22 protein-coding genes are annotated in these 22,452 nt (G+C 45.1%); 17 read left to right on the top strand and 5 right to left on the bottom strand.

Annotation, left to right across the window (positions count from 1 at the left end; all coding sequences use genetic code 11):
* Positions 1-146: 146 nt before the first annotated feature.
* Positions 147-4,016 carry a lamin tail domain-containing metallophosphoesterase family protein gene (locus BGM23_RS04200; protein WP_029725979.1) on the top strand — a complete coding sequence of 1,290 codons (3,870 nt, stop codon included), beginning with the start codon at positions 147-149 and terminating at the stop codon, positions 4,014-4,016.
* Positions 4,017-4,037: 21 nt separating this feature from the next.
* On the opposite strand, the gene nagR is transcribed toward BGM23_RS04200, so the two are convergent.
* The 3 genes from nagR to nagA are packed head-to-tail and all read right to left on the bottom strand — an operon-like array spanning position 4,038 to position 6,702.
* Positions 4,038-4,769 carry an N-acetylglucosamine utilization transcriptional regulator NagR gene (nagR, locus tag BGM23_RS04205; RefSeq protein ID WP_029725978.1) on the bottom strand — a complete coding sequence of 244 codons (732 nt, stop codon included), beginning with the start codon at positions 4,767-4,769 and terminating at the stop codon, positions 4,038-4,040.
* Positions 4,770-4,786: 17 nt separating this feature from the next.
* Positions 4,787-5,515, bottom strand: coding sequence for a glucosamine-6-phosphate deaminase (gene nagB / locus BGM23_RS04210; RefSeq protein ID WP_029725977.1), 729 nt, complete (start codon positions 5,513-5,515; stop codon positions 4,787-4,789).
* The gene (gene nagA, locus BGM23_RS04215) at positions 5,512-6,702 is read right to left on the bottom strand and encodes an N-acetylglucosamine-6-phosphate deacetylase (protein WP_029725976.1); all 1,191 of its coding nucleotides are present in this window, start codon (positions 6,700-6,702) and stop codon (positions 5,512-5,514) included. Before nagA ends, nagB begins: the two co-directional genes overlap by 4 nt.
* A gap of 181 nt (positions 6,703-6,883) precedes the next feature.
* On the opposite strand from nagA, the gene hprK reads away from it, so the two are divergent.
* From hprK to hprF, 5 genes are read left to right on the top strand one after another with little or no spacing between them, the layout of a single operon-like run.
* Entirely contained in the window at positions 6,884-7,816 is a 933-nt protein-coding gene (gene hprK / locus BGM23_RS04220; protein WP_003228097.1) for an HPr(Ser) kinase/phosphatase, read from the top strand.
* 13 nt (positions 7,817-7,829) lie between these two features.
* The gene (lgt, locus tag BGM23_RS04225) at positions 7,830-8,639 is read left to right on the top strand and encodes a prolipoprotein diacylglyceryl transferase (protein ID WP_029725975.1); all 810 of its coding nucleotides are present in this window, start codon (positions 7,830-7,832) and stop codon (positions 8,637-8,639) included.
* A 23-nt stretch (positions 8,640-8,662) separates the two neighbouring features.
* A complete protein-coding gene (locus tag BGM23_RS04230; protein WP_017695286.1) occupies positions 8,663-9,601 on the top strand; it encodes a nucleoside recognition domain-containing protein in 939 nt (312 codons plus the stop codon).
* Positions 9,598-10,248 (top strand): pyrophosphatase PpaX, encoded by a 651-nt coding sequence (ppaX, locus tag BGM23_RS04235; RefSeq protein WP_014481021.1) that lies wholly within the window; start codon positions 9,598-9,600, stop codon positions 10,246-10,248. Before BGM23_RS04230 ends, ppaX begins: the two co-directional genes overlap by 4 nt.
* Before the next feature lie 3 nt (positions 10,249-10,251).
* Positions 10,252-10,770, top strand: coding sequence for a heptaprenylglyceryl phosphate O-acetyltransferase (hprF, locus tag BGM23_RS04240; RefSeq protein ID WP_003228107.1), 519 nt, complete (start codon positions 10,252-10,254; stop codon positions 10,768-10,770).
* A gap of 19 nt (positions 10,771-10,789) precedes the next feature.
* Here the strand turns inward: hprF and pelC are convergent, their stop codons facing one another.
* Both pelC and BGM23_RS04250 read right to left on the bottom strand, forming a co-directional pair.
* Positions 10,790-11,455, bottom strand: a complete 666-nt coding sequence (gene pelC / locus BGM23_RS04245; RefSeq protein WP_015251135.1) for a pectate/pectin lyase PelC — start codon at positions 11,453-11,455, stop codon at positions 10,790-10,792.
* Between the two features lie 239 nt (positions 11,456-11,694).
* Positions 11,695-12,447 carry a C39 family peptidase gene (locus tag BGM23_RS04250; protein WP_003243552.1) on the bottom strand — a complete coding sequence of 251 codons (753 nt, stop codon included), beginning with the start codon at positions 12,445-12,447 and terminating at the stop codon, positions 11,695-11,697.
* A 250-nt stretch (positions 12,448-12,697) separates the two neighbouring features.
* Between BGM23_RS04250 and BGM23_RS04255 the strand changes: the two genes are divergently transcribed.
* The 11 genes from BGM23_RS04255 (at position 12,698) to BGM23_RS04305 (ending at position 22,373) form a co-directional block, all read left to right on the top strand.
* Positions 12,698-13,873, top strand: coding sequence for an ATP phosphoribosyltransferase regulatory subunit (locus BGM23_RS04255; protein ID WP_046664048.1), 1,176 nt, complete (start codon positions 12,698-12,700; stop codon positions 13,871-13,873).
* Positions 13,866-14,507: an ATP phosphoribosyltransferase gene (gene hisG, locus BGM23_RS04260; RefSeq protein ID WP_015251138.1), complete on the top strand. Its 642-nt coding sequence runs from the start codon at positions 13,866-13,868 to the stop codon at positions 14,505-14,507. Before BGM23_RS04255 ends, hisG begins: the two co-directional genes overlap by 8 nt.
* Positions 14,504-15,787: a histidinol dehydrogenase gene (hisD, locus tag BGM23_RS04265; protein ID WP_046663984.1), complete on the top strand. Its 1,284-nt coding sequence runs from the start codon at positions 14,504-14,506 to the stop codon at positions 15,785-15,787. Before hisG ends, hisD begins: the two co-directional genes overlap by 4 nt.
* Complete coding sequence (gene hisB / locus BGM23_RS04270; RefSeq protein WP_015714780.1) at positions 15,784-16,368, top strand: imidazoleglycerol-phosphate dehydratase HisB; 585 nt, start codon at positions 15,784-15,786, stop codon at positions 16,366-16,368. Before hisD ends, hisB begins: the two co-directional genes overlap by 4 nt.
* Positions 16,369-17,007, top strand: a complete 639-nt coding sequence (gene hisH / locus BGM23_RS04275; RefSeq protein ID WP_015714779.1) for an imidazole glycerol phosphate synthase subunit HisH — start codon at positions 16,369-16,371, stop codon at positions 17,005-17,007. It abuts the gene before it with no gap.
* Positions 17,004-17,741, top strand: coding sequence for a 1-(5-phosphoribosyl)-5-[(5-phosphoribosylamino)methylideneamino]imidazole-4-carboxamide isomerase (gene hisA, locus BGM23_RS04280; protein ID WP_015714778.1), 738 nt, complete (start codon positions 17,004-17,006; stop codon positions 17,739-17,741). Before hisH ends, hisA begins: the two co-directional genes overlap by 4 nt.
* On the top strand, positions 17,738-18,496 hold the full coding sequence (gene hisF / locus BGM23_RS04285; RefSeq protein WP_015384749.1) for an imidazole glycerol phosphate synthase subunit HisF: 759 nt from the start codon (positions 17,738-17,740) through the stop codon (positions 18,494-18,496). Before hisA ends, hisF begins: the two co-directional genes overlap by 4 nt.
* Positions 18,493-19,122, top strand: coding sequence for a bifunctional phosphoribosyl-AMP cyclohydrolase/phosphoribosyl-ATP diphosphatase HisIE (hisIE, locus tag BGM23_RS04290; protein ID WP_003243045.1), 630 nt, complete (start codon positions 18,493-18,495; stop codon positions 19,120-19,122). The genes hisF and hisIE overlap by 4 nt, the downstream gene beginning before the upstream one ends.
* Positions 19,123-19,367: 245 nt before the next feature.
* Positions 19,368-20,093 (top strand): lipoprotein, encoded by a 726-nt coding sequence (locus BGM23_RS04295; protein WP_003244157.1) that lies wholly within the window; start codon positions 19,368-19,370, stop codon positions 20,091-20,093.
* Position 20,094: 1 nt separating this feature from the next.
* Positions 20,095-22,005: a DUF6792 domain-containing protein gene (locus BGM23_RS04300; RefSeq protein ID WP_046663983.1), complete on the top strand. Its 1,911-nt coding sequence runs from the start codon at positions 20,095-20,097 to the stop codon at positions 22,003-22,005.
* A 14-nt stretch (positions 22,006-22,019) separates the two neighbouring features.
* The gene (locus tag BGM23_RS04305) at positions 22,020-22,373 is read left to right on the top strand and encodes a hypothetical protein (protein ID WP_014481007.1); all 354 of its coding nucleotides are present in this window, start codon (positions 22,020-22,022) and stop codon (positions 22,371-22,373) included.
* Positions 22,374-22,452: the final 79 nt, after the last annotated feature.

Consider the following 22,452-nt stretch of genomic DNA (forward strand, 5'->3'; position numbering starts at 1 on the left):
TAATTGTTAACTGGTTAACTATCCTTAGTTTACTGGGTAATAGTGGAATTTTCAAGAGACAGACGTTTTTTTGTTCTTTATGCACAAAAATGAACTCATAAGCTTCCCTGTTCAGACGCAAAATACATGAAAAGGGAGGTGCTTTGATGAGGAAATACACGGTTATTGCTTCTATATTATTGTCTTTTCTTTCCGTTTTGTCTGGCGGCCATCATGAATCGAAAGCTTTTCCTGTTGTTCAGCAGGAACCATTTCAGACGCCTCATTACATACCCTTGCTTGAAAATCCTCCTCAAATTGATGTGAAAGCTGAAATGAGAAGCAATCTAATGATTGAGGCTCAAGTTCGCGATAATTCGTATCAAGCATTTTCCGCCTTTCTTTTTTATAAACAAAGTAATGAGCTGGGCTACAAAATGGTGCCGATGGACCCGACCCCCGGAGCGGTCCGCAAGTTTTTGGCACAAATTCCGAAACGTTTGATTTGGAACAGCGAGCTTGAGTATTACATTGTGATGTCGAATGGGAAGCAGCGGGTTGAGTCGGAGACGAAGAAACTGAAGCTTGAAGGATACCAGGCTGACCTTGCCCATATTCCGGAGCTTCTGATCACAGAGCTGGCGGTTGATACGAAGAATATAGGACGCGCAGACGGTTATGAATTTATTGAGATTTTTAATACGACTGACAGAACGATTGATTTTAAAGACTACCATATCCGTTACCGCTACCCAAAAGAAGGGCCTGACTCCGATCTGATTTGGAGACCTGATGAAAGGATCTTGATACCATCCGGCGAAACGTTTGTCGTCTGGCTGAAGCCTGCCGGGCATCCAGAATTGACGGCGGAGGATTTCAATCGATATTACCAGACACAATTAACGGAAGGAAAAAATCTCGCGGTGATAGACGAGACAGAGGGTATGGCCAATACGAGGCCGCGGGCCGTTGTGATATCAACGAATACAGGAAAGGACATTTCGGTTGCGCATTATCGGAAACATGCGCTGCGCCGGCTGTCATCAGTGCTTTATAAGTATCCGTTGAACGGAACCGCAGAACTTCTGAACATTTCAATCGGAGAAAAGAATCCGTCTCCCGGAACCGTATTACAGGCACAGGTGCCCGAGCAGAAACGGAAAATCAAGCTCGATAAAGAAAAGCCGGTCATTGAGGATTGGACTGACCGCAAGCCTGTCCGCCCTGCTGAAAGCATTGAGCTGCGGGCTGACATACGGGACCGAAGCCTAGTGAAAACAGCGGCCTTTTACTACCGGACGGATGAGAACAAACCGTTTAAGCGAATTCTTGCTGAAAAAGACCGCAACGATAATCTCTTCCATTATATTGTGTATTCGCCTGAATTGATCGGGAAGGATCAGCTAGAGTATTATGTGGCGGCCGGGGACGGGATCAATGAAGCGAGAACGCCGGTCAAAATGATTGATATTAAACAAACAAGCAAGGCGCACGGTCTGCGGATGAATATTGAAAACAGAGACACGCTGTCGGGAACTCAATTTCTCAAAGCCACGACAGAAGGGCGAGCTGACAGCATTAAGCTGTGGATTGACGGGAAAAAACAAGTGACAGAGCCCGCGATGGAAAAAGAAGTATATTTTGCATTCGATACGAGGAAAACGAACCTTTATTTTAAAAACGCGGTAACGATGGAAGGCAAAGTGCTGAAGGTGTTCGATGATACAACAAATAAATACCGCACCTATTCTGTTCCATTGCCAGAGACACTGCTTCGGAAAGGGAAGCAGCTGCAGCGTATTACGATACGTTCAGGTTCGAAGGTGTCTCCGTTTGATACGGCTGAAAACCGTGATGACTTCTTAGTCAAAAACGCCCGATTGGTGTTATCGGATGGAACGGTGATCAGAGATCAGAGGGTGTCTCCTGAGAAGGAACTCTTTATTGGCGATAATCAGCGCTCGAATAAAAGCTGGCAATTTCAGTTCAATCTGCCTGACGGACTATTTACATCACAGCTGCTGGAGTGGGATACATCAAAGCTTTCTGAAGGCGCTCACCATATTCAAGCAAGCGACGGCAAGGAAAATGTCAGCCTGGTTGTACGGGTAGATAATTCAGGACCTCACATTGAGCCGAATATCACCGAGGGGCAAACGTATAAAGGAAACCTTATCCTGCAGGCGGATATGTATGATAAATGGAGCAAAATTGAGGAAGCGGAAGCGTCTTTAGATGGAGAAAGCATTACACTCCCATATCATACATCATCTTCTGACCTTTTGCCGGGAAAACATTCTCTAAAAGTGACAGCAACGGATCTCGCGGGCAATAAAACAGTGATTGAGAGGATATTTAAAACCGAACGAGAGCATCCGGACCAGCCGGAGGTTATAGACAGCGAAGCCGACACGCATAAGGCCAAGCTTTCTGTACGGGTGAAAGATCCGACGAATGACGCCATGGATGTTGGTTTTTATAGGGGATTTCAATATACAGCGCGCAATCATGTGAAAATATTTAAGCACGCGTCACTGACTGAACCGCCGAAAAGCTTTGTGCCGGAAAGGGAGACCCCATTTACGAATAAAGAATTGGAGCGGGTATCAGCTGCTGATGGAAAAACAGTATCGACAGAAAACAAAGAGCTTTTCCCTTATCATCGCTTTGAAGTGACGGTTGATCCATCAATTGATGAGAATGATCTGGCAGAAGCGGTCTGGAAGGGCAGTTCTTTGCCGGGGAGAAAGGTGACGATGTATGCTTGGAATTATCGGACAAACGAATGGCAGCCTGTTGACAGCTTCGTCGCGAAGGATGACAAACCGTTTACGCTGAAAGCGTCTGTGATTGCCGCCGATTTTGTACGGGAGTCGAAAATGAATGTGATTGTACAGGATGAAATTCCTCCTGCGAAGGATATGTACACATTTGTCTGGATGTCTGATACACAGTATTACGCCGAAAGCTATCCGCATATTTTTGATAAACAGACCGAATGGATAAAAGATAATCAAAAGCAGCTCAATATCAAATATGTGTTCCACACGGGTGATATTGTAGATGATTCCGCCGATATCAGACAGTGGAAAAACGCTGATCGGTCAATGTCCGTTCTGGATAAGAGCGGAATTCCTTACGGAGTGCTGGCCGGCAATCACGATGTCGGACATAAGGACGGCTCCTACAGGGTGTTTGGCAAATATTTTGGCAGCGATCGTTTTGATAAAAAATTGCATTATGGCGGTTCCTATAAAAATAACCGCGGACATTATGACCTGATTTCTAGCAACGGCAATGATTATATCATGCTGTACATGGGATGGGGCATTACGGATGAAGACATCGCGTGGATGAATCAGGTGCTGAAGAAACACCCTGACCGGATGGCCATTTTAGCTTTTCATGAGTATTTGCTGGTCAGCGGAAACAGAAGCCCAATCGGAGAGAAAATATTCAAAGAAATCGTAAAGCCGAACCCGAATGTCGTGATGGTATTGAGCGGGCATTATCATAGTGCGATGAGAAAAACAGATGAGCTGGATGATGATGGTGATGGGAAGCCGGATCGTCTTGTGCATCAAATGCTGGCCGATTATCAGGGCGGGCCAGAAGGCGGTCAAGGGTATTTGCGTTTGCTTCAATTTGACCAGGCCAATGACATGGTGCACGTATCGACGTATTCTCCGTATGTAAAGGATAAGAATTACTATGATACGGATACCTATGGCAACAAGGATGAATTTTCCCTTTCGCTTGATTTGAAGCCAAGAATCAAAAAGGTGGAAACCGATTATTTTGAATGTAACGTATATACCAATGAAGAGCTCGGAAAACGGGAGCAAGTGAAGAGCGGGGATACAGCTGAATTCCGCTGGGATCATCTTGAACCGCAGTCTGTTTATTATTGGTACATTATAGTGGAAGACAGTTTTAATGGCAAAACGAAATCACCGATCTGGAAGTTCAAGACGAAAAAAGAGACATATCGTCCAGCACCAGACCAGTTTGATTTTCGCCATGTCTCCAATCCTTAAAAAGGGTTGGAGGCTTTTTTTTTATGAAAGACGATCCATATAGTGGACAAATGTATAACGGTCGCCTCTGTATACAGATTTTGCATGCTCAAAAGAAGTTCCGTTCTGCAGATATGTTGTTCGTTTGATTAATAGGACCGGCGCTCCCTTTTGAATACCAAGAATGTTCGCTTCTTCCGTGGTGGCAGCGCTTGGCTCAAGCTCCTGTTTTGCACGGGAAATCGGTATGCTGTTGTACCTTTCAATATGATCATAGATCGACGACTGAAAATGCGATTCGTTCAATTCACCCGCAAGCTCAAACGGAATATGTGAGGACTCAATCGCCATTGGAATATCATTTGCCAGCCGCACCCGAGTGATTTTATGGATAGAGGAGGGGTGCCCGCAGCCTAATATAGCCGCGAGCTCCTCAGTTGAATCAATAAGCTGATAATCAATGAGCCTGCTGCCCGGTGTCATCCCGCGGCTTTTCATATCCTCGGTAAAGCTTGTCAGCCCTTGAAGTGCTTGTTCCATTTTTGGCTTGCTGACAAAGGTGCCCCGTCCTTTCAGGCGATAGAGCAAGCCTTCATTAACTAAATTAGAAAGCGCCTGGCGAACTGTCATCCGGCTGATCCCGAATTGTTCGGCATATTCGCGCTCGGAAGGAAGAGGCATATCCGGCTGCAGCTCTCCGTTCTTAATTTGGGTTTTTAATTGCTCCATAATCTGATAGTAAATCGGAATAGGCGATTGTTTATTGATATTCATAAGTCAGCATGTTCCTTTCAAGGTCTTAATGACTCGGCTTCACGATCAATCAAAACCGTAACATCGGAATGCAGGTGCAAAGCAGATGCGGGAAAATCTTCGCTTATGTTTCCTTCTAACAGCTTACGAACAGCTTCCGCTTTGCTTTTTCCAGAAATGAGCAGCAGAATGCGTTTGCTTGAGAGAATCGTTCGAATTCCCATTGTCAGTGCTTTTTTCGGAACGCTGTCTATGGAAGGAAAATATCTGGCATTCGCTTGGCGGGTTTGCTCATTTAATGTCACAACATGAGTTCGCGACTTGAAAGAGGTTCCCGGTTCGTTAAAGCCGATGTGTCCGTTTCGGCCGATGCCGAGAAGCTGAATGTCAGTGCCGCCGAGGGACTCGACTAGCTGTTCATACCGTCTGCATTCGGCTTCCAAATCGTCTGCATTTCCATTCGGAATAAAATGCCGGCTAGGCTTGCTGTCGATATGCTGAAATAAACGGTCATTCATATAGAAGTGATAGCTGTTCGGGTCATTGCTTGAAAGTCTGGCGTACTCATCCAAATTAACTGTAGTGACGTTTTGAAATGAGAGATTCTCAGTTTGGTGCAGGCGGATCAGCTCGCGATAAGTGCCTTCCGGTGTGCCGCCCGTCGCTAACCCGAGAACGGCATCAGGTTTTTCTTTGATTGTATCTGCCGTTATTCTGGCTGCTTTTTGGCTTAGCTCTTCATACGTTTGACATTCCATTACTTTCATATCTGGTCAGCCTCCTTGGATATAAATGCAATGTTTCCGCGGCAAATGGTGAGAATCACCTCGCAATCACTGCTGACAATCACCAAATCTGCATCTTTTCCCACAGTCACACTGCCTTTTCGGTCAAAGATGCCCAGCTGTTTGGCCGCGTTTGCAGAAGTTATATTAGCTATATCCGTCCAAGAGCAATTTGTAAACTCACGCATATGCCGTGCGCCTTCGTTCATTTTGAGGATCGAACCGGCAAGGGTTCCGTCTGAAAGAAGAGCTGTTCGTCCTCTTACCGTCACACTTTGGCCGCCGAACTCATATACGCCGTCTTTCAGGCCTTTTGCCCTCATGGAATCGGTAATTAAAATGAGCTTGCTGCTGCCTTTCGCCAAAAAAGCAAGCTTTGCAGCTAAAGGGTGGGAGTGAATGCTATCGGCGATAAGCTCTGTCACAAACCCATCATGGGCCAGCGCCGTTCCGATCACTCCGGGCTCTCGGTGATGAAACGGGCTCATCGCGTTGTACAGATGGGTCATATGGCTCGCCCCTGCTTTTGCGGCATCCGACAGCAATGCGGAATCGGCATCCGTGTGCCCCATGGATGCGATAATCGATTCGTCTTTCAAATGGCGGATCAGTTCAAAATGCTGATCCTCCTCCGGCGCAAGTGTAACAATTTTGATCAGTCCGCCTGCCTCCTGCTGCCACTTTTTGAAAAGCGCAACATCCGAAGGCCTAATCCACTCCTTTGGCTGCGCTCCGGCTCTTTTAAGCGAAACAAAGGGGCCCTCTAAATGAATGCCGAGCAGTTCTGCACCTAATAAAGAGGACTCTTCAGCCGCTTTCCACTCTCTTGCGTTCACCAAAGCTTGAGAAATGTTCCCATGCTCTTGGGTAATCGTTGTGGCTAAAAAGCTCGTCGTGCCTTCTTCGGGCAGTCTTGACGACATGATGTCGAGCGCAGAAAAGCTTGCATCCATCGTATCTGCACCATAGCCGCCGTGGATATGAATGTCAATCATGCCGGGAAGCAAAACGGAATTCGCAGGTGCTTGAATTTCTTTTGAATATGACTCCTTGGGCCGTTCTGTTGAGACTGTGCTGATTTTTCCGTCATTGATTCCGACATAGCCGTTTTTGATTACTTCATTTTCTGTCACGATCGCAATGTCTTTGATAAGAAGACTCTCTGCCATAGATGATCCGCCTTTCTGGAATTTGAATACCTTTATTTTACTCTTTTTCAGACTAGTGATCTAGACCAGCTGAGGTGTTTTCCCGCCTTTTATAAAATCTGTTTTAGGTTCAAGCCTGAAAGTGATAAAATGAAAGTATTGTGAGCAAGCTCGGGGCAGCCCGGAACAGGAGGAACATATCGTGGCAAAGGTTCGCACAAAAGACGTAATGGAACAGTTCAATTTGGAATTAATCAGCGGAGAAGAAGGAATTAACCGCCCGATTACAATGAGTGACCTATCAAGACCAGGCATTGAAATTGCCGGATATTTTACATATTACCCGAGAGAGCGCGTGCAGCTTCTCGGAAAAACAGAGCTTTCTTTCTTTGAACAGCTTCCTGAAGAGGAGAAAAAACAGCGAATGGATTCTCTGTGCACTGATGTAACACCAGCTATTATTCTTTCTAGAGATATGCCCATCCCGCAGGAGCTGATTGACGCCTCCGAGAAAAATGGGGTGCCTGTCCTCAGATCGCCGCTGAAAACGACAAGACTGTCAAGCCGTTTAACCAACTTCCTTGAGAGCAGGCTGGCGCCTACCACAGCAATTCATGGCGTTCTAGTCGATATATATGGTGTCGGCGTGCTGATCACAGGAAAGAGCGGCGTCGGAAAAAGCGAAACAGCGCTGGAGCTTGTGAAAAGAGGGCATCGCCTTGTTGCCGATGATTGCGTTGAAATACGGCAGGAGGATCAGGATACTCTTGTGGGAAACGCTCCGGAATTAATTGAGCACCTTCTTGAGATCAGGGGCCTTGGCATTATCAATGTGATGACGCTATTTGGCGCTGGCGCGGTCAGAAGCAATAAACGAATCACGATTGTCATGAATCTTGAACTCTGGGAGCAGGGCAAGCAATACGACCGGCTCGGACTTGAGGAAGAGACCATGAAAATCATTGATACAGAAATTACAAAACTGACGATTCCCGTCCGCCCAGGCCGAAATCTTGCAGTCATCATCGAAGTGGCAGCAATGAACTTCAGATTGAAGCGGATGGGGCTGAATGCCGCTGAACAATTTACCAACAAGCTGGCGGACGTCATTGAAGACGGTGAACAAGAAGAATAGGAGTTGGCGTTAAATGAATGAAGCGATAGAACCACTCAATCCGATAGCATTTCAGCTGGGGCCGTTAGCCGTCCATTGGTACGGAATCATTATCGGTCTCGGTGCTTTGCTCGGGCTGTGGATTGCGATGAGGGAAAGTGAAAAACGGGGGCTGCAGAAAGATACGTTTATTGATCTTGTCCTGTTTGCCATTCCAATTGCGATTATTTGCGCGCGAATTTATTACGTTGCCTTTGAATGGGACTATTATGCGGCACATCCGGGAGAAATCATTAAGATTTGGAAGGGCGGCATTGCCATTCATGGCGGATTAATCGGCGCCATTTTAACGGGTTATGTGTTTTCGAGAGTGAAAAAACTTTCGTTCTGGAAGCTTGCGGACATTGCCGCGCCCAGCATTTTGCTCGGCCAGGCGATCGGGCGCTGGGGGAACTTCATGAATCAGGAAGCGCACGGCGAGGCTGTCAGCAGAGCCTTTTTAGAAAACCTGCACCTGCCTGAATTTATCATCAATCAAATGTATATCAATGGGCAATATTATCATCCTACTTTTTTATATGAATCACTATGGAGCTTTGTCGGCGTCATTGTTTTACTGCTGCTGCGTAGAGTGAATTTGCGTAGAGGCGAGATGTTCTTGATCTATATCATTTGGTATTCAATCGGAAGATACTTTATTGAAGGAATGCGGACTGACAGCTTAATGCTGACTGATTCACTTCGCATCGCTCAGGTGATTTCAATCGTATTGATTGTTTTGGCTGTGGCAGCCATCATCTTCAGACGCGTCAAGGGATATTCGAAGGAGCGGTACGCGGAGTAGACGTCAACAAAGGGGGATGAGGGATGAAGAAGATCTTTCTGGCCGGTCTTGCAGCAGGTTTTCAAACAACATGGACGCTGGGTAAAGTGATTTTCCCGGTAACGCTATTGGTCACTTTGCTTCAGCATACCCCTGTCATGGATTGGCTTGTACGGCTGATCACACCGGTAATGGGTCTCTTCGGGCTTTCTGGTGAAGCGGCCATTCCGCTTGTACTGGGAAATATGCTGAATCTGTATGCGGGAATTGCCGGGATTTTAACATTGGATTTATCTGTGAAAGAAGTCTTTATTTTAGCTGTTATGCTTTCTTTCTGTCATAACTTGATTATCGAATCGACAGTTGCCGCAAAGGTTGGTATCAGAATTGGCGTCATATTGGCCGTGCGCATCGGTTTGGCCGCTGTGTCAGCCATCGTCATCAACCTCATTTGGCATGGCGGAAAGGAAACGGCGCAGTACGGTTTTATCGCTGCGAAGAGCGCGGCGCCAGACAGCTGGCTAGGAATGTTGGCAGAAGCATTAACGAAAGCCGGACTTGGTGTTTTGCAGCTGGCGGCAATAGTGATCCCGCTGATGATTATCATCCAGTTTTTAAGAGATTTAGGCTGGCTGCATCGGTTTTCCAGGTGGCTGTCGCCGTTTACGCAGCTGCTTGGCATGAATAAAAATACGTCTATGACGATGGTGGCGGGACTGACGATTGGTCTGGCCTACGGAGCGGGTGTCATGATCAAAGCTGTCGAGGATGACGGCGTGAGCAAGCGGGATATGACATTGGCATTTATATTTCTCGTTGCCTGCCACGCGGTCGTGGAAGATACACTTGTCTTTATTCCGCTCGGCATACCAGTCTGGCCGCTTCTTTTGATTCGTGTCACCACAGCAGTTCTGCTGACAATGGCTATTGCGCACACGTGGAAAAAATGGAAACCCTCAGCGGTTGGAAAGGAAGCAATATGAGTGACAAACAAGTAACGACGATTCTGTTTGATTTAGACGGAACGCTTATTAATACGAATGAATTAATTATCGCGTCCTTTTTGCATACACTGGAGCATTATTATCCGAGCAAGTATAAACGAGAAGATGTCCTTGCATTTATCGGGCCGTCTCTTTTTGAAACGTTCTCTTCGATGGACCCTGATAAATGCGAGGATATGATCGCTATGTACAGAGCGTACAATCATGACATGCATGATTCACTCGTGACTGAATATGAAACGGTATATGAGACCCTGGATGCATTAAAAAAAGCCGGCTTTACATTAGGAATTGTGACAACAAAATTAAGAGATACTGTCAATATGGGCCTCAAGCTCACGGGAATCGGCGAATTCTTTGAAACAGTTGTCACCCTTGATGATGTGACAAATGCAAAGCCTGATCCCGAGCCTGTGCTGTTAGCGCTGAAACAGTTAGGAAGCAAGCCCGAGGAAGCCATTATGGTCGGAGATAATTACCACGATGTGCTGGCAGGCAAAAACGCCGGTACAAAAACGGCAGGAGTCGCATGGACGATTAAAGGGCCGGAAATGCTGGCGAAGCATGAGCCGGATTTTATGCTTGAGAAAATGAGTGATCTATTACAAATCGTTGGAGTGAAGTAATCTGTGAGAAAAACAGATCGTCATCCGGTCTCGGGGGCCAACTCACTGTGGCATGTCTATCAAACGGTACCTTTTTTAAAGGTCGTCAAAAATTTCATTGTCATTCAAATTGCGAGATATACGCCGTTTATAGGGATGAAAAACTGGCTGTACCGTACATTTCTGCGGATGAAGGTTGGAAATCAGACATCCTTTGCCCTCATGGTGATGCCAGATATCATGTTTCCGGAAAAGATCTCAGTCGGAACAAATACAATCATCGGGTACAATACGACCATTCTGGCCCATGAGTATTTGATTCACGAATACCGGATCGGCACAGTTCTGATCGGAGACGAAGTGATGATTGGTGCCAACACGACCATTCTGCCCGGGGTGAAAATAGGAGATGGCGCAGTTGTGTCCGCCGGAACACTTGTCCATAAAGACGTGCCTGCCGGCGCATTTGTCGGCGGAAATCCGATGAGGATCATCTATACGAAGGAAGAAATGCAAGAAAGATTGAAAAAGTCCGCTGAATAACATCAGCGGACTTTTTTGGTTAAAATTGAGTGTTGTTGTTTTCGTAAATATGCTGAACACCAATCCATTTTTGACCGACATTAGAGTAGCGTGTATTTGTCATTCTGACCGTGCTTGTTTTGCTGTCCGTCCGGAATATCGCTTCCTTCATGTTTGTGATGGTGCACTTATCGATGATCACATCAACGTGGAAGGTTGAACCGCCAAGCTGTCTTATGAACTTTCCGCCATTGTCTGCCGTGAAGTTTTTCACTGTGAATGTACTGGCTTTATTGATTTGGAATATCTTATCTGACGCTTTTTGTGCAGAACCGCCGTCGATCGTCACTTTTCCTTCCTTCTTCACCGTTAACGCATCCTCACCAACATCTTCCCATTTCACATTCTGAATGTTAACGTTTCCATAAGTGTGTACGCCATCAGCGGCAGGGGCGCCAAGCACCACATTTTTCAGGGTTGCACCATCCTCCACACGAAAAACAGGGTCTTGGTTTTCTGACTGGCTTCCGTCGCCTAATTCTTTCCCTGCCACAAACCGCTGTCCTTTCCCGTCATATGTTGTATTTTTTGGTACGATAATTGTTTCGTGCACCACTTTGTCTGCTGCAAAAGCGGTTGATGACTGAAACTGGCTGAACCCCATAACCAAACCGAACATAAATAGGATAGACACGAATTTTTTCAATGATAAATCCTCCCCGGATATCTTTCATTTTTTGCAAGAGAAGCGTCAGCGACTTGCACCGGCTTCTCTCGCATAGATCGGGGCAAGGCTGAATCTGCTTTAATCATAAAAACAGATAGCCTGAAAGTAAAGATAATTCTGGATGATAAATGGAAAATGAATCAATCTTACCGATTGAAACAAAAAGCATGAATATTGTCGTATTTGCTCAGGATAGAGCATAGTGAGGCTTCAGGTGTTTACTTTTGAATAACCACGGCCTGGCTGCCCATTTGTTTCCACGCTTTTTCAAAGCTTGTTCTATCGGTTTTTCTGTTTTTATAGCCATACGGATCATTGAGATACACATATTTATCATCATATCCCGTAACGGCGACGCTGTGTTCGCTGTACGTAATCTCTATCGTTCCGTTTGGCGTTTTCCATGTCTGCATGTTGTCAACTGGCGTAAAGTTGGCTGTCGTAATAACCCAAACTGGATTGCCTTTTTCAAGCTGCTGATAAACAGCGGAAATACTTTTTCCAGTCAGATCAGACACTTTGTCTCCCGCATAGGTTTTCGCCAGCTGATAGATCGGTCGATGGTAGACACCGAGACCAGGGCCATTCGCCATATCCCCGACAAATCCGTCATTCGGATCACCCTTTAATCCGCTGCTGTATGTCAAAGGCACTGTGGCAACCTGATTTGCCAGGGTATTTTTTGTCACGTCGTATCCCGCATAATTCAGCACCATCGCAAGGCTTGTTACTTCACAGCCGTTATAGAGCCGGGGTGCGTCCATTTGATTGTAAAGGATGACATCCAGCGGTTTTGCGCTTCCCTTCAGCTCCTTTTTGCTATTCGCAGCTGAGTCTGTATCGCTATCAGAAACCACTTTTTTAAGGCTGTTCAAAAAAGGAATATCTATATCTTTTGCATCTATTTTAAGTCCGAAAAAAATAACGCCTGAAAGAATCATCAGGACACATAGAGTTCGCAGTGTTTTCATCTTTATCTCCTTGTTCTCTATTTGATTTGTATTATAGCATGCCAAACATAAAGAATTTGAGATATTACGTACCTTTAATACATTATTCATGATTTTTTCATAATGAGGAGAAGGATATTTGAACTAAAAATATCCTTACTGAAGTTAAGCGTTGATTTTCATTCTTTCATCTGCTAACATATTATCATATTAGCGAACTAAAGGATTCGGAATTTTCCTTCATAAGATAACAGCGGAGGTGCTCGGGTTGATGTTTATGTTTGAAAAACCGCACGGCATGAGAGATACACTGCCCGGTTTATACGAAACGAAAAAAAAGGTGAGACGATCGTTAACCGATTTGATTGATAAATGGGGATATCAATTTATGGAAACGCCGACACTGGAGTTTTACGATACCGTTGGCGTCCAGTCAGCAATTGAAGAGCAGCAGCTGTTTAAGCTACTTGATCAGGACGGCAAGACATTGGTGCTTCGCCCGGATATGACGGGGCCGATTGCAAGGGTGGCGGCATCGAAGCTTCTGAAACACGGTCATCCGCTAAGAGTCGGCTATGCGGCAAATGTATTCAGGGCTCAGGAGCGTGAAGGCGGACGTCCGGCTGAGTTCGAGCAGGTCGGAGTGGAGTTAATCGGTGACGGCACGACGAGCGCGGATGCGGAGGTCATTGCTTTAGTCGTCGGGGCATTAAAAAACGCTGGGCTGGCATCCTTTAAAATTGCCATCGGCCATGCCGGCATTGCGGATGCTTTGTTTGTTGAGGTGCTCGGAAACGTTGAACGAGCTGATGTGCTGCGGAGGTTCTTATATGAAAAGAACTACGTCGGCTACAGAGAGCATGTCAAGTCTCTCCCGCTTTCCTCCATTGATAAAAGCAGACTGCTTGAGCTCCTCGAATTGCGGGGCGGCATAGAAGTATGCGGACGTGCTGAGGAAATCGTCGATTCTGCACAAGGAAAAAGCGTGGTTGATGAGCTGAAGGCGCTGTGGGACATTCTTGAGGATTACGGATGTACGGAAAATGTCCGCCTGGATCTGAATATGGTCAGCCACATGAGCTATTACACAGGGATTTTATTTGAAGTGTACGCCGAGAATGTCGGTTTTGTCATTGGAAGCGGCGGCCGTTACAACAAGCTGCTGGGCCATTTTGATTCACCTGCACCGGCAACAGGCTTCGGGCTTCGGATCGACCGGCTGATTGAAGCCCTTCATATGAAAGAAGAATCTTGTGATATAGACGCTGTTATTTTCAGCAAAGAGCAGCGGGCGCAAGCCATCGCTTATGCGAATGAAGAACGCATGAAAGGGAACAAAGTGGTTCTTCAAGATTTATCGGGAATAGAAAATATCGACCAGATGACAAAATCTTTTGCAAACGTCACTTATTTTATCGGTGCCAGAAAGGAAGAGCAAAATGGGTAAGTTACTCACAATGGCGATGCCAAAGGGCCGGATATTTGAAGAAGCGGCAGGGCTGCTGAGGCAGGCAGGCTACAGGCTCCCTGAGGAGTTTGAAGATTCGAGAAAATTGATCATCGATGTGCCGGAGGAAAATCTTCGTTTCATATTAGCGAAGCCGATGGACGTAACTACGTATGTGGAGCATGGCGTGGCAGACGTCGGAATTGCGGGCAAGGATGTCATGCTGGAGGAGGAACGCGACGTGTATGAGGTACTGGATTTAAAAATCAGCAAATGCCACTTAGCTGTCGCCGGACTTCCGAATACAGACTGGAGCGGAGTAGCGCCAAGAATCGCGACAAAGTATCCGAATGTGGCTTCCAGTTATTTCAGAGAGCAGGGAGAACAAGTCGAGATTATTAAGCTCAACGGTTCAATTGAACTGGCTCCGCTCATTGGGCTTGCAGATCGGATAGTGGACATTGTTTCCACAGGACAGACGCTGAAAGAAAATGGGCTTGTTGAAACGGAGCACATTTGTGACATTACCTCTCGCTTTATTGTCAACCCGGTAAGCTATCGCATGAAAGACGATGTGATTGACGAAATGGCATCCCGCCTATCTCTCGTTGTGGAAGGAGAGACGGCAAAATGAAGATCAAAACCATCAGCGGAGCGGAACGGCTTTCTCTCAAGCGTTCCATCGATGCCGGAACGGAAGAGCAAAGAAAGACGGTCCGGTCCATTATAGAAGATGTTAAAGCAAACGGTGATCAGGCGGTTCGCAGCTACACGGCGAAATTTGACGGCATCGAAATAGACAGTCCGCTGGTCACAAAAGAAGAATTTGAGGAGGCATACACCTCACTGGATTCACGTCTTCTTCAGGTGATTAGGCAGGCAATCGAAAATATTAGGGAATATCACGAAAGACAGCTGCAATCCTCCTGGTTTTATCACAGAAAGGACGGCACAATGCTGGGGCAGAAAGTGACGGCGCTGGATTCCGCCGGTGTATATGTGCCGGGGGGAACGGCCGCATATCCTTCATCTGTTTTGATGAATGTGATTCCGGCGCTCGTAGCGGGCGTTGAAAGAATCGTTCTCGTCACGCCTCCGGGAAAAGACGGTCTGCTGTCTCCTGGAGTTTTGGTTGCAGCAGCCGAGCTGGGCATAAAAGATGTTTACAAAATGGGCGGCGCTCAGGCGATTGCGGCGTTAGCATACGGAACAGAAACCATTGAACCGGTGGATAAAATCACGGGTCCGGGCAACATTTATGTCGCGCTTGCCAAACGAGAAGTGTTCGGCGATGTCGATATCGATATGATTGCCGGACCTAGTGAAATCGTCGTGCTGGCTGATGAAACAGCGATTCCGAGCGAAATTGCAGCCGATCTGCTGTCACAGGCGGAACACGATAAGCTCAGCTCATGTGTGTTTGTCACAGATTCCATGGCGCTGGCCGAGGCGGTTTCAGCCGAGGTGAGTAAGCAGCTGAAAACCTTGCCGCGAAGAGAAATAGCGGAAGCTTCAGTGAGAGATTACGGTTGTATATATGTGGCGGAAACAATGGTGGAAGCGATTAATACTGTCAATACACTCGCGCCAGAGCATTTAGAAATCATAACACAGTCTCCGGAAGCTTTGCTTGGCAGTATCAAACATGCGGGTGCAATTTTCTTAGGCAGATACAGCCCTGAGCCTGTCGGTGATTATTTTGCCGGACCGAACCATGTGCTTCCGACAAACGGAACAGCCAGATTTTCAAGTCCATTAAACGTAACTGATTTTCAAAAGAAATCGAGCATTATTTCTTACAGTCAATCAGCCTTTGAAGAACATGCCGAAAGCATCGCGGCTTTTGCCAGACTGGAAGGGTTAGAAGCCCATGCCAGATCAATTGAAGCGAGAGAACGGAGGATTTCTAAATGAGAAAAGCGGAACGCGTCAGGAAAACAAACGAAACAGATATTGAACTGGCATTTACAATAGACGGCGGGGGACAAGCGGATATCAAAACAGATGTGCCGTTTATGACACATATGTTGGATTTATTCACGAAACACGGCCAATTCGATCTTTCCATTAACGCAAAAGGCGATGTTGATATAGATGATCACCACACGACTGAAGATATCGGCATCTGCTTAGGGCAGGCGCTGCTCAAAGCGTTGGGCGATAAAAAAGGAATCAAACGCTACGGATCGGCGTTTGTGCCGATGGATGAGGCACTTGCTCAAGTTGTGATTGATTTAAGCAACCGGCCGCACTTAGAAATGCGCGCTGATTTCCCGGCTGCTAAAGTCGGAACTTTCGATACGGAGCTTGTACATGAATTTTTGTGGAAGCTGGCGCTCGAAGCTCGAATGAACCTGCACGTCATCGTTCATTATGGCACAAACACCCACCACATGATTGAAGCCGTTTTTAAAGCACTGGGACGTGCGCTTGATGAAGCGACAACGATCGATCCGCGAGTTAAAGGAATACCGTCAACGAAAGGGATGCTGTAAATGATCGGCGTGATAGATTACGGAATGGGGAATTTATACAGTGTCTCAAAGGCGCTTGAACGTGTCGGCGTGCCGTATTTTGTTTCTGAAAAGCCGGAGGAGCTGAAAGAAGCTGATGCCTTCATTTTGCCGGGAGTTGGTTCATTTGGAGACGCGATGGACAATTTGCGCTACACGAAGCTTGATCAATTGATTCACGATATGGTCTCAGAGGGAAGGCTGCTTCTCGGGATCTGCCTCGGCATGCAGCTTTTATTTGAAGAAAGCGAAGAAAACGGCACCGCTTCAGGACTCGGGCTGTTAAAAGGAAAAGCAGTCAGGCTGAAAGCAGAAGATGAAAAAGGAAACAAGCTGAAGGTTCCGCATATGGGCTGGAACCTCCTTTCCTTTCATAACGAATCTCCGCTGCTGTCTGAAACAGAACAAGGCTACGCTTACTTCGTTCATTCCTATTACATTGACGGGATGGAGGAGAACGCGCTTCTGGCAAGCGCCGATTATGGTGTACGAGTGCCTGCTGTAGTCGGAAAAAGAAACGTCTTCGGCGCCCAATTTCATCCGGAAAAAAGCAGCACGGTCGGAATGTCTATTTTAACTCAATTTACGAAAATGGCAGCAGAACAGAAGGTGAAAAAATGAGTGCTTTTACATTATATCCGGCAATTGATATGAGAAACGGCAAATGTGTCCGCCTTGTTCAAGGGGATTATAATAAGGAAACGATATATGGCGATTCACCGTACGACATGGCTGAGTTATTTGCGAAAGAGGGTGCCGAATGGATCCATCTCGTTGATCTCGACGGGGCCAAAGAAGGGAAAAGAGTGAATGACCGCCATGTGATTGAGATTACGCAAAAGCTGAACCTGAAAGTCGAAATCGGTGGCGGGATCCGTTCCGAAAATGACGTCTATGAATATTTATCAGCAGGAGTCGATCGGGTGATCCTGGGAAGCTCAGCAGTTTCTAACCCTCCGTTTGTCAAAAAAATGCTGAAACAATATGGCGAGAAAATTGCAATCGGACTGGATGCGAGAAACGGTTTTGTTTCAACAGAGGGATGGCTGGAAACATCAACCCTTAAGGCAACTGAACTGGGCAAAGAGCTAGCCAATGAAGGTGCGGAAGTCTTTATTTTTACTGACATCGCGACAGACGGAATGCTGTCAGGCCCCAATGTTAAAAGCACGGTCGAGCTTGCTAAGGAAACGGGGAAATCGGTGATCGCTTCCGGCGGAGTCAGCTCCGTCGCGGATCTCGAAGCTCTCGCCCGCTCTGAGGCGGACGGCGTCTCTGGAGCGATCATCGGAAAAGCGCTGTATACCAATCAGTTTACGCTGTGTGAGGCGCTTGAAAGGGTGAAGCGCAAATGATCACAAAACGGATTATTCCATGCCTTGATGTCAAAGAAGGACGCGTTGTCAAAGGAATTCAATTTCTCGAATTGAAGGATGCCGGTGACCCAGTTGAACTGGCGGAAGTGTACGACCGGGAAGGCGCGGATGAACTCGTTTTTCTTGATATTTCTGCCTCGCATGAAGGACGCAAAACGATGGTTGACGTTGTGGAGCAGGTTGCCGCGAAGCTTGCCATTCCGTTTACAGTCGGCGGCGGCATCAATCAGCTCAGTGATATGAAAACGATACTGCGTGCCGGAGCGGACAAAGTGTCGGTGAACACGGCAGCTGTTCTCCGCCCTGAGCTGATTGCAGAAGGAGCCGAGTTTTTCGGTTCGCAATGCATCGTTCTTGCCATTGATGCCAAGTATGACAAAGAATCTGACACATATAAGGTCTATACGCACGGCGGCAGAAAGAAAACAGATTGGGAGGTCACCGCGTGGGCAAAAGAAGGCGTCAAACGCGGGGCAGGAGAAATATTGCTGACAAGCATGGACTCCGACGGTGAGAAAAAAGGTTTCGACCACACGCTGACAAAGCTTGTTTCCGAAGCTGTCCCCGTCCCTGTTATCGCTTCGGGAGGCGCGGGAAACGCACAGCATATGCTTGAGGCTTTTACAAAAGGAGAAGCCGACGCCGCGCTGGCCGCCTCAATTTTTCATTATAAAGAAACATCGATTAAAGAAGTGAAATCATACTTGAAAGAGTACGGGGTGAATGTGAGATGAAACAGGCAGATGAACTGCGTTTTAACGAGGACGGATTAATTCCTGCTATCGTGCAGGATGCGGCAAGCAAAGAAGTGCTGACACTTGCGTATATGAACAAGGAATCGTACGAAAAAACGCTGGAAACGAAGGAAACATGGTTTTACAGCCGCTCACGCCAAGCGTTATGGCATAAAGGAGAAACCTCAGGGAACACGCAAGCCGTCAAAGGTATCCGGTATGACTGCGATCAAGACGCGCTGCTCGTACTCGTAGAACCGTCAGGCCCGGCATGCCACACTGGCAGCTACAGCTGTTTTACAAAGGAACAAACAGAAGAACAGGCCGCGGACCGATTCGGCATCATGAACGAACTGGAGCGGGTGATCGCGGAACGCCAAGCGGAAATGCCTGAAGGAGCTTACACCACGTACCTCTTCCGTGAAGGCGTCGATAAGATTTTGAAAAAAGTCGGAGAAGAAGCATCCGAAGTCATCATCGCCGCGAAAAACCGGGATCATGAGGAACTCAAATGGGAAGCGGCAGACCTGCTGTATCACCTGCTTGTCCTGCTCAGAGAACAATCCCTGCCGCTGGATGATGTGCTTGACGTATTGAAAAAACGCCATTCTGAGATTGAAGAGTAAAGAGCCGGATGATACGGCTCTTTTTGTTTTGTGAAAAAAGTAATAGGTATTTAGATTTATATTGGGTGTTATATATGATTAGTTAATAAAAGGAGATCAAAACCGAGTCTCATTTCCTATTTATCCAAATTCCGCCATGATGTAACATGAAAAAGGATGAAATAATCATCTCTTAACCAGGTCAATAGAATTATTTTTGATATAAAAATAGAATACTATTCTCACAAAACCCGTGGAGGTTCGTAATGAAAAAGATCATCTTTATTTGCTTCAGCTTATTACTTGCCCTGACAGGAGGATGCAGTATGAATGACAATGATAAAAACAGCACAAATGACAATAAAACAGAAGCGGTAAAACCAAAAGACATGGATCCCAAGGATCTGCCTCAAGTACCTGCGTTTCAGGACGAGAAAACGAGAGAGTACATGGTGTCAACAAAAGAAGAGGAACCAGGATATTATTTGCTGGAATCTAAGCTGAAAGGGTTTAGGATGTTGTTTCCGGAGGATGGAAAGTATCTATCAAGAAGATCATCGTTAACCGGGAAAAACAAAGAAAGTATTGGATTTAATAGTTATGATAAAGACACCAATGTAATGTTTGATGGCCATGTAACATATTACAAAGAAGAAAGTTTTGCGAATGAACCTAAGACAATGCTAGATATTGTTAGTGGAAAAAATGATTATAAAGGCGAATACAAAAAAAGCAGCAAAAAGAAAACGGATATTTACACTGCCAAGAAAAAAGACATCTTTGACGATATTGATAGAAAATATAATTATTCATACAGTTATTTTGGATATGTTAAGTCTACAGAGGAAGATAACCTAGGAGTAGAATACGCCTTTACCCTTGGATGCAAAAATGAAAATCAACCATGCTCCTTAGATGAAGAAAAGGCTAAAAATAAAGTTGAGAAATTAATTAATTCTATCACCTTTTTAATAGATAAAAAGGAGAAATAAGATGGGAAATAAAAATGTATTTGAGAATGAGAACGTAAAGTTAAGGTTAATTGATTTAGAATATGACTATAAACAAAAGTTTGCCTCAACTATTGCGAGTGAAGTTAAGAAAGCTAAGAAGGATTTCGAAGCAGATATACGCAGAATTTATAAAGAGGAAACCCACCACGATCTTCCTGAGAATATGAAAATTGAAATTTACACCTCCAATGAACTTGTAAATCAGAATACAAGTATACAAAGTTCGACCAGAGAATCAGGTTACGATGGAACGGCAATCCATATAATAGATGAGAAAAAACATATTGATCAGCTTCAGATTATTTCAGAAGGTAGTGCCGATAATAAGGATTGGTCATATAACTTTTTTGGTCTTTTTTTAGGAATTGATCATAGTCAGTATGAGGCTACAAAGGAGTTTACTAACAAAGCAAAGAAAGCAGCAGGTAACTCTGAGGATTTAAAAACATTCGCCTTAGGACATTCACTTGCAAATAATAACCAAGTTATGGTGCAATTGATTGATGGAGAATATGATGGAGTTTATGGGGTAAATGGAGCTCAAGTCAATATTGATCAATTACTTGAAACTGATGAAAGTTTATATAGATATGTTATTAGGAAATTTAGTTATAAATATGAAGATATAGATTCCATCCCGCCAGAAAAGTTAAAAAAAGAAATCCAAAAATATTATGAAGACAAAGGCGTAACAGCAAACATCACCCAACGCATCTCAAAAGATGACCCGCTGTATGGAGTCAGCGGCAAGGCCGATTTCATTACATTCGGTGATGTGAAGATGGCAGATACAAATACAAGTGTAAAAGGCATTCGAAATATTATGGATGGGGTTCCTGACGAAGATGTGAGGTCAATTCAAAAATTCCTTCAAAAATATAAGGATGACTATGAAAAAGACGGCTTGAACGGTTTTATAAAGGCAGCCAGCGGGATAGACATAGACCTGATTGAAAAAGTGAAAAACACAGACGGCGCTTTAAAGAAAGTAAGTGTCCTATATGAGCATTTTGATGATGTTAAGCAAATGTATGGCCGAATAAAAGAGGAACTGCCGTCGTTTTTAGGTTTTCTTCATACCTTGTTGAGAAACAGCGGACCGGTCGTAGATCAGTTAGCTGAAAACGGTTATATTGATGAAACGCAAAAGAAAGTCATCAAAAAAGAATTAACGAATATTAATGCGAGTATGCGAGGCATAGAATTACGGTACGAACATTTCATTGACCATTTAAAGCATGGCCAATTTATGCAAGCTTTAAAAGACGTTGGTGAAATAGTGGACTATGTAAAATCAATTCTATCCTCATTGAAAACACTCGACACAGAAACAAAAGACGCACTAAAACTTATCGTCGACGGCCACAGTATCGTTCAAATGCTCAACGCCTTGTCAAAGGAAAAAGGCTTCAGCTATAAAGGCTCCGATATTTATTTTACAGGGAAGAGCGGCTCGGGAGAAACGATTCAAGTCAATCTCTCATCCGCTGTCAGAATCTATCAAAACGGTATGAAAATCGTTGAAGATATGGAAGATGCGATTTCTAAGTACCAGAAGGTTTACAGTCAGGAAATCGATGAAGACTTCATAGACAAAAAGCAGGCGATCATCACGGCTATTCATCATATGGAAGAAAACCCTTTGCATTATGCCTTCGATCTTCAATTCCGGCTTGCAGCTGGTTTCAGCCACACATTCGATAAATTGGAGAAAATCTCAGTTCATGAATCATTCCACACAGGTGCGCTTCCTGCTAATGATGGAATTGTTGCTGAATTAAAAAAACAGACAACAGAAAAAAGAGATTTTATCAAAAATATCCGCGAGAGTATTGAAAAGCTGTTTGAAAAAGAAGAAATGATTTCTCAGTTATTTGATTTTCAGCCTTAGGAGGAATATGAAGAGTGACTTCCTTATTTTCAGAAAGTGAAACAGAAATTGTATCAACGACCTATATGTTTCTTACCCAAGATGAAATGAAGGGGAAAGCGGGCACCCTCAATCAACCGATCAACGACTTTCTCAGCCTGACAAAGAAATTTGAGTCTTCATTAAAAGAGGAAATCAAAGGGCAAAAAGGGTTGATTGTAAAAAAAATAAAAAAAGAGCTTGAGTCTAATAGCGAAAAACGAAAAGCTGCCCTTGAGATGATAAAAGAAGAACATACCGCAAAAGTTGATCGGTACAAAATGATAATAGAAGACCTGCGGCAGCAGGATGTAACATTGACTTACAGAAAAAAGAAGCCAGTGCTCTAACATAAAAAATCTCCTATTCAAACAATGAGTGGGAGATCTTTTATTTTCATCACGGCAAAAATATACTGAAAAAGTCTCT

The organism is Bacillus sp. FJAT-14266 (genome assembly GCF_001719225.1).
GTDB lineage: Bacteria > Bacillota > Bacilli > Bacillales > Bacillaceae > Bacillus > Bacillus subtilis.

Bases quoted from the DNA above. Each gene is read 5' to 3' on its own strand.
- BGM23_RS04200 (WP_029725979.1), top strand. From the start codon at position 147: ATGAGGAAATACACGGTTATTGCTTCTATATTATTGTCTTTTCTTTCC.
- nagR (WP_029725978.1), bottom strand. From the start codon at position 4,769: ATGAATATCAATAAACAATCGCCTATTCCGATTTACTATCAGATTATG.
- nagB (WP_029725977.1), bottom strand. From the start codon at position 5,515: ATGAAAGTAATGGAATGTCAAACGTATGAAGAGCTAAGCCAAAAAGCA.
- nagA (WP_029725976.1), bottom strand. From the start codon at position 6,702: ATGGCAGAGAGTCTTCTTATCAAAGACATTGCGATCGTGACAGAAAAT.
- lgt (WP_029725975.1), top strand. From the start codon at position 7,830: ATGAATGAAGCGATAGAACCACTCAATCCGATAGCATTTCAGCTGGGG.
- BGM23_RS04230 (WP_017695286.1), top strand. From the start codon at position 8,663: ATGAAGAAGATCTTTCTGGCCGGTCTTGCAGCAGGTTTTCAAACAACA.
- ppaX (WP_014481021.1), top strand. From the start codon at position 9,598: ATGAGTGACAAACAAGTAACGACGATTCTGTTTGATTTAGACGGAACG.
- BGM23_RS04250 (WP_003243552.1), bottom strand. From the start codon at position 12,447: ATGAAAACACTGCGAACTCTATGTGTCCTGATGATTCTTTCAGGCGTT.
- BGM23_RS04255 (WP_046664048.1), top strand. From the start codon at position 12,698: ATGTTTATGTTTGAAAAACCGCACGGCATGAGAGATACACTGCCCGGT.
- hisG (WP_015251138.1), top strand. From the start codon at position 13,866: ATGGGTAAGTTACTCACAATGGCGATGCCAAAGGGCCGGATATTTGAA.
- hisD (WP_046663984.1), top strand. From the start codon at position 14,504: ATGAAGATCAAAACCATCAGCGGAGCGGAACGGCTTTCTCTCAAGCGT.
- hisB (WP_015714780.1), top strand. From the start codon at position 15,784: ATGAGAAAAGCGGAACGCGTCAGGAAAACAAACGAAACAGATATTGAA.
- hisH (WP_015714779.1), top strand. From the start codon at position 16,369: ATGATCGGCGTGATAGATTACGGAATGGGGAATTTATACAGTGTCTCA.
- hisA (WP_015714778.1), top strand. From the start codon at position 17,004: ATGAGTGCTTTTACATTATATCCGGCAATTGATATGAGAAACGGCAAA.
- hisF (WP_015384749.1), top strand. From the start codon at position 17,738: ATGATCACAAAACGGATTATTCCATGCCTTGATGTCAAAGAAGGACGC.
- hisIE (WP_003243045.1), top strand. From the start codon at position 18,493: ATGAAACAGGCAGATGAACTGCGTTTTAACGAGGACGGATTAATTCCT.
- BGM23_RS04295 (WP_003244157.1), top strand. From the start codon at position 19,368: ATGAAAAAGATCATCTTTATTTGCTTCAGCTTATTACTTGCCCTGACA.
- BGM23_RS04300 (WP_046663983.1), top strand. From the start codon at position 20,095: ATGGGAAATAAAAATGTATTTGAGAATGAGAACGTAAAGTTAAGGTTA.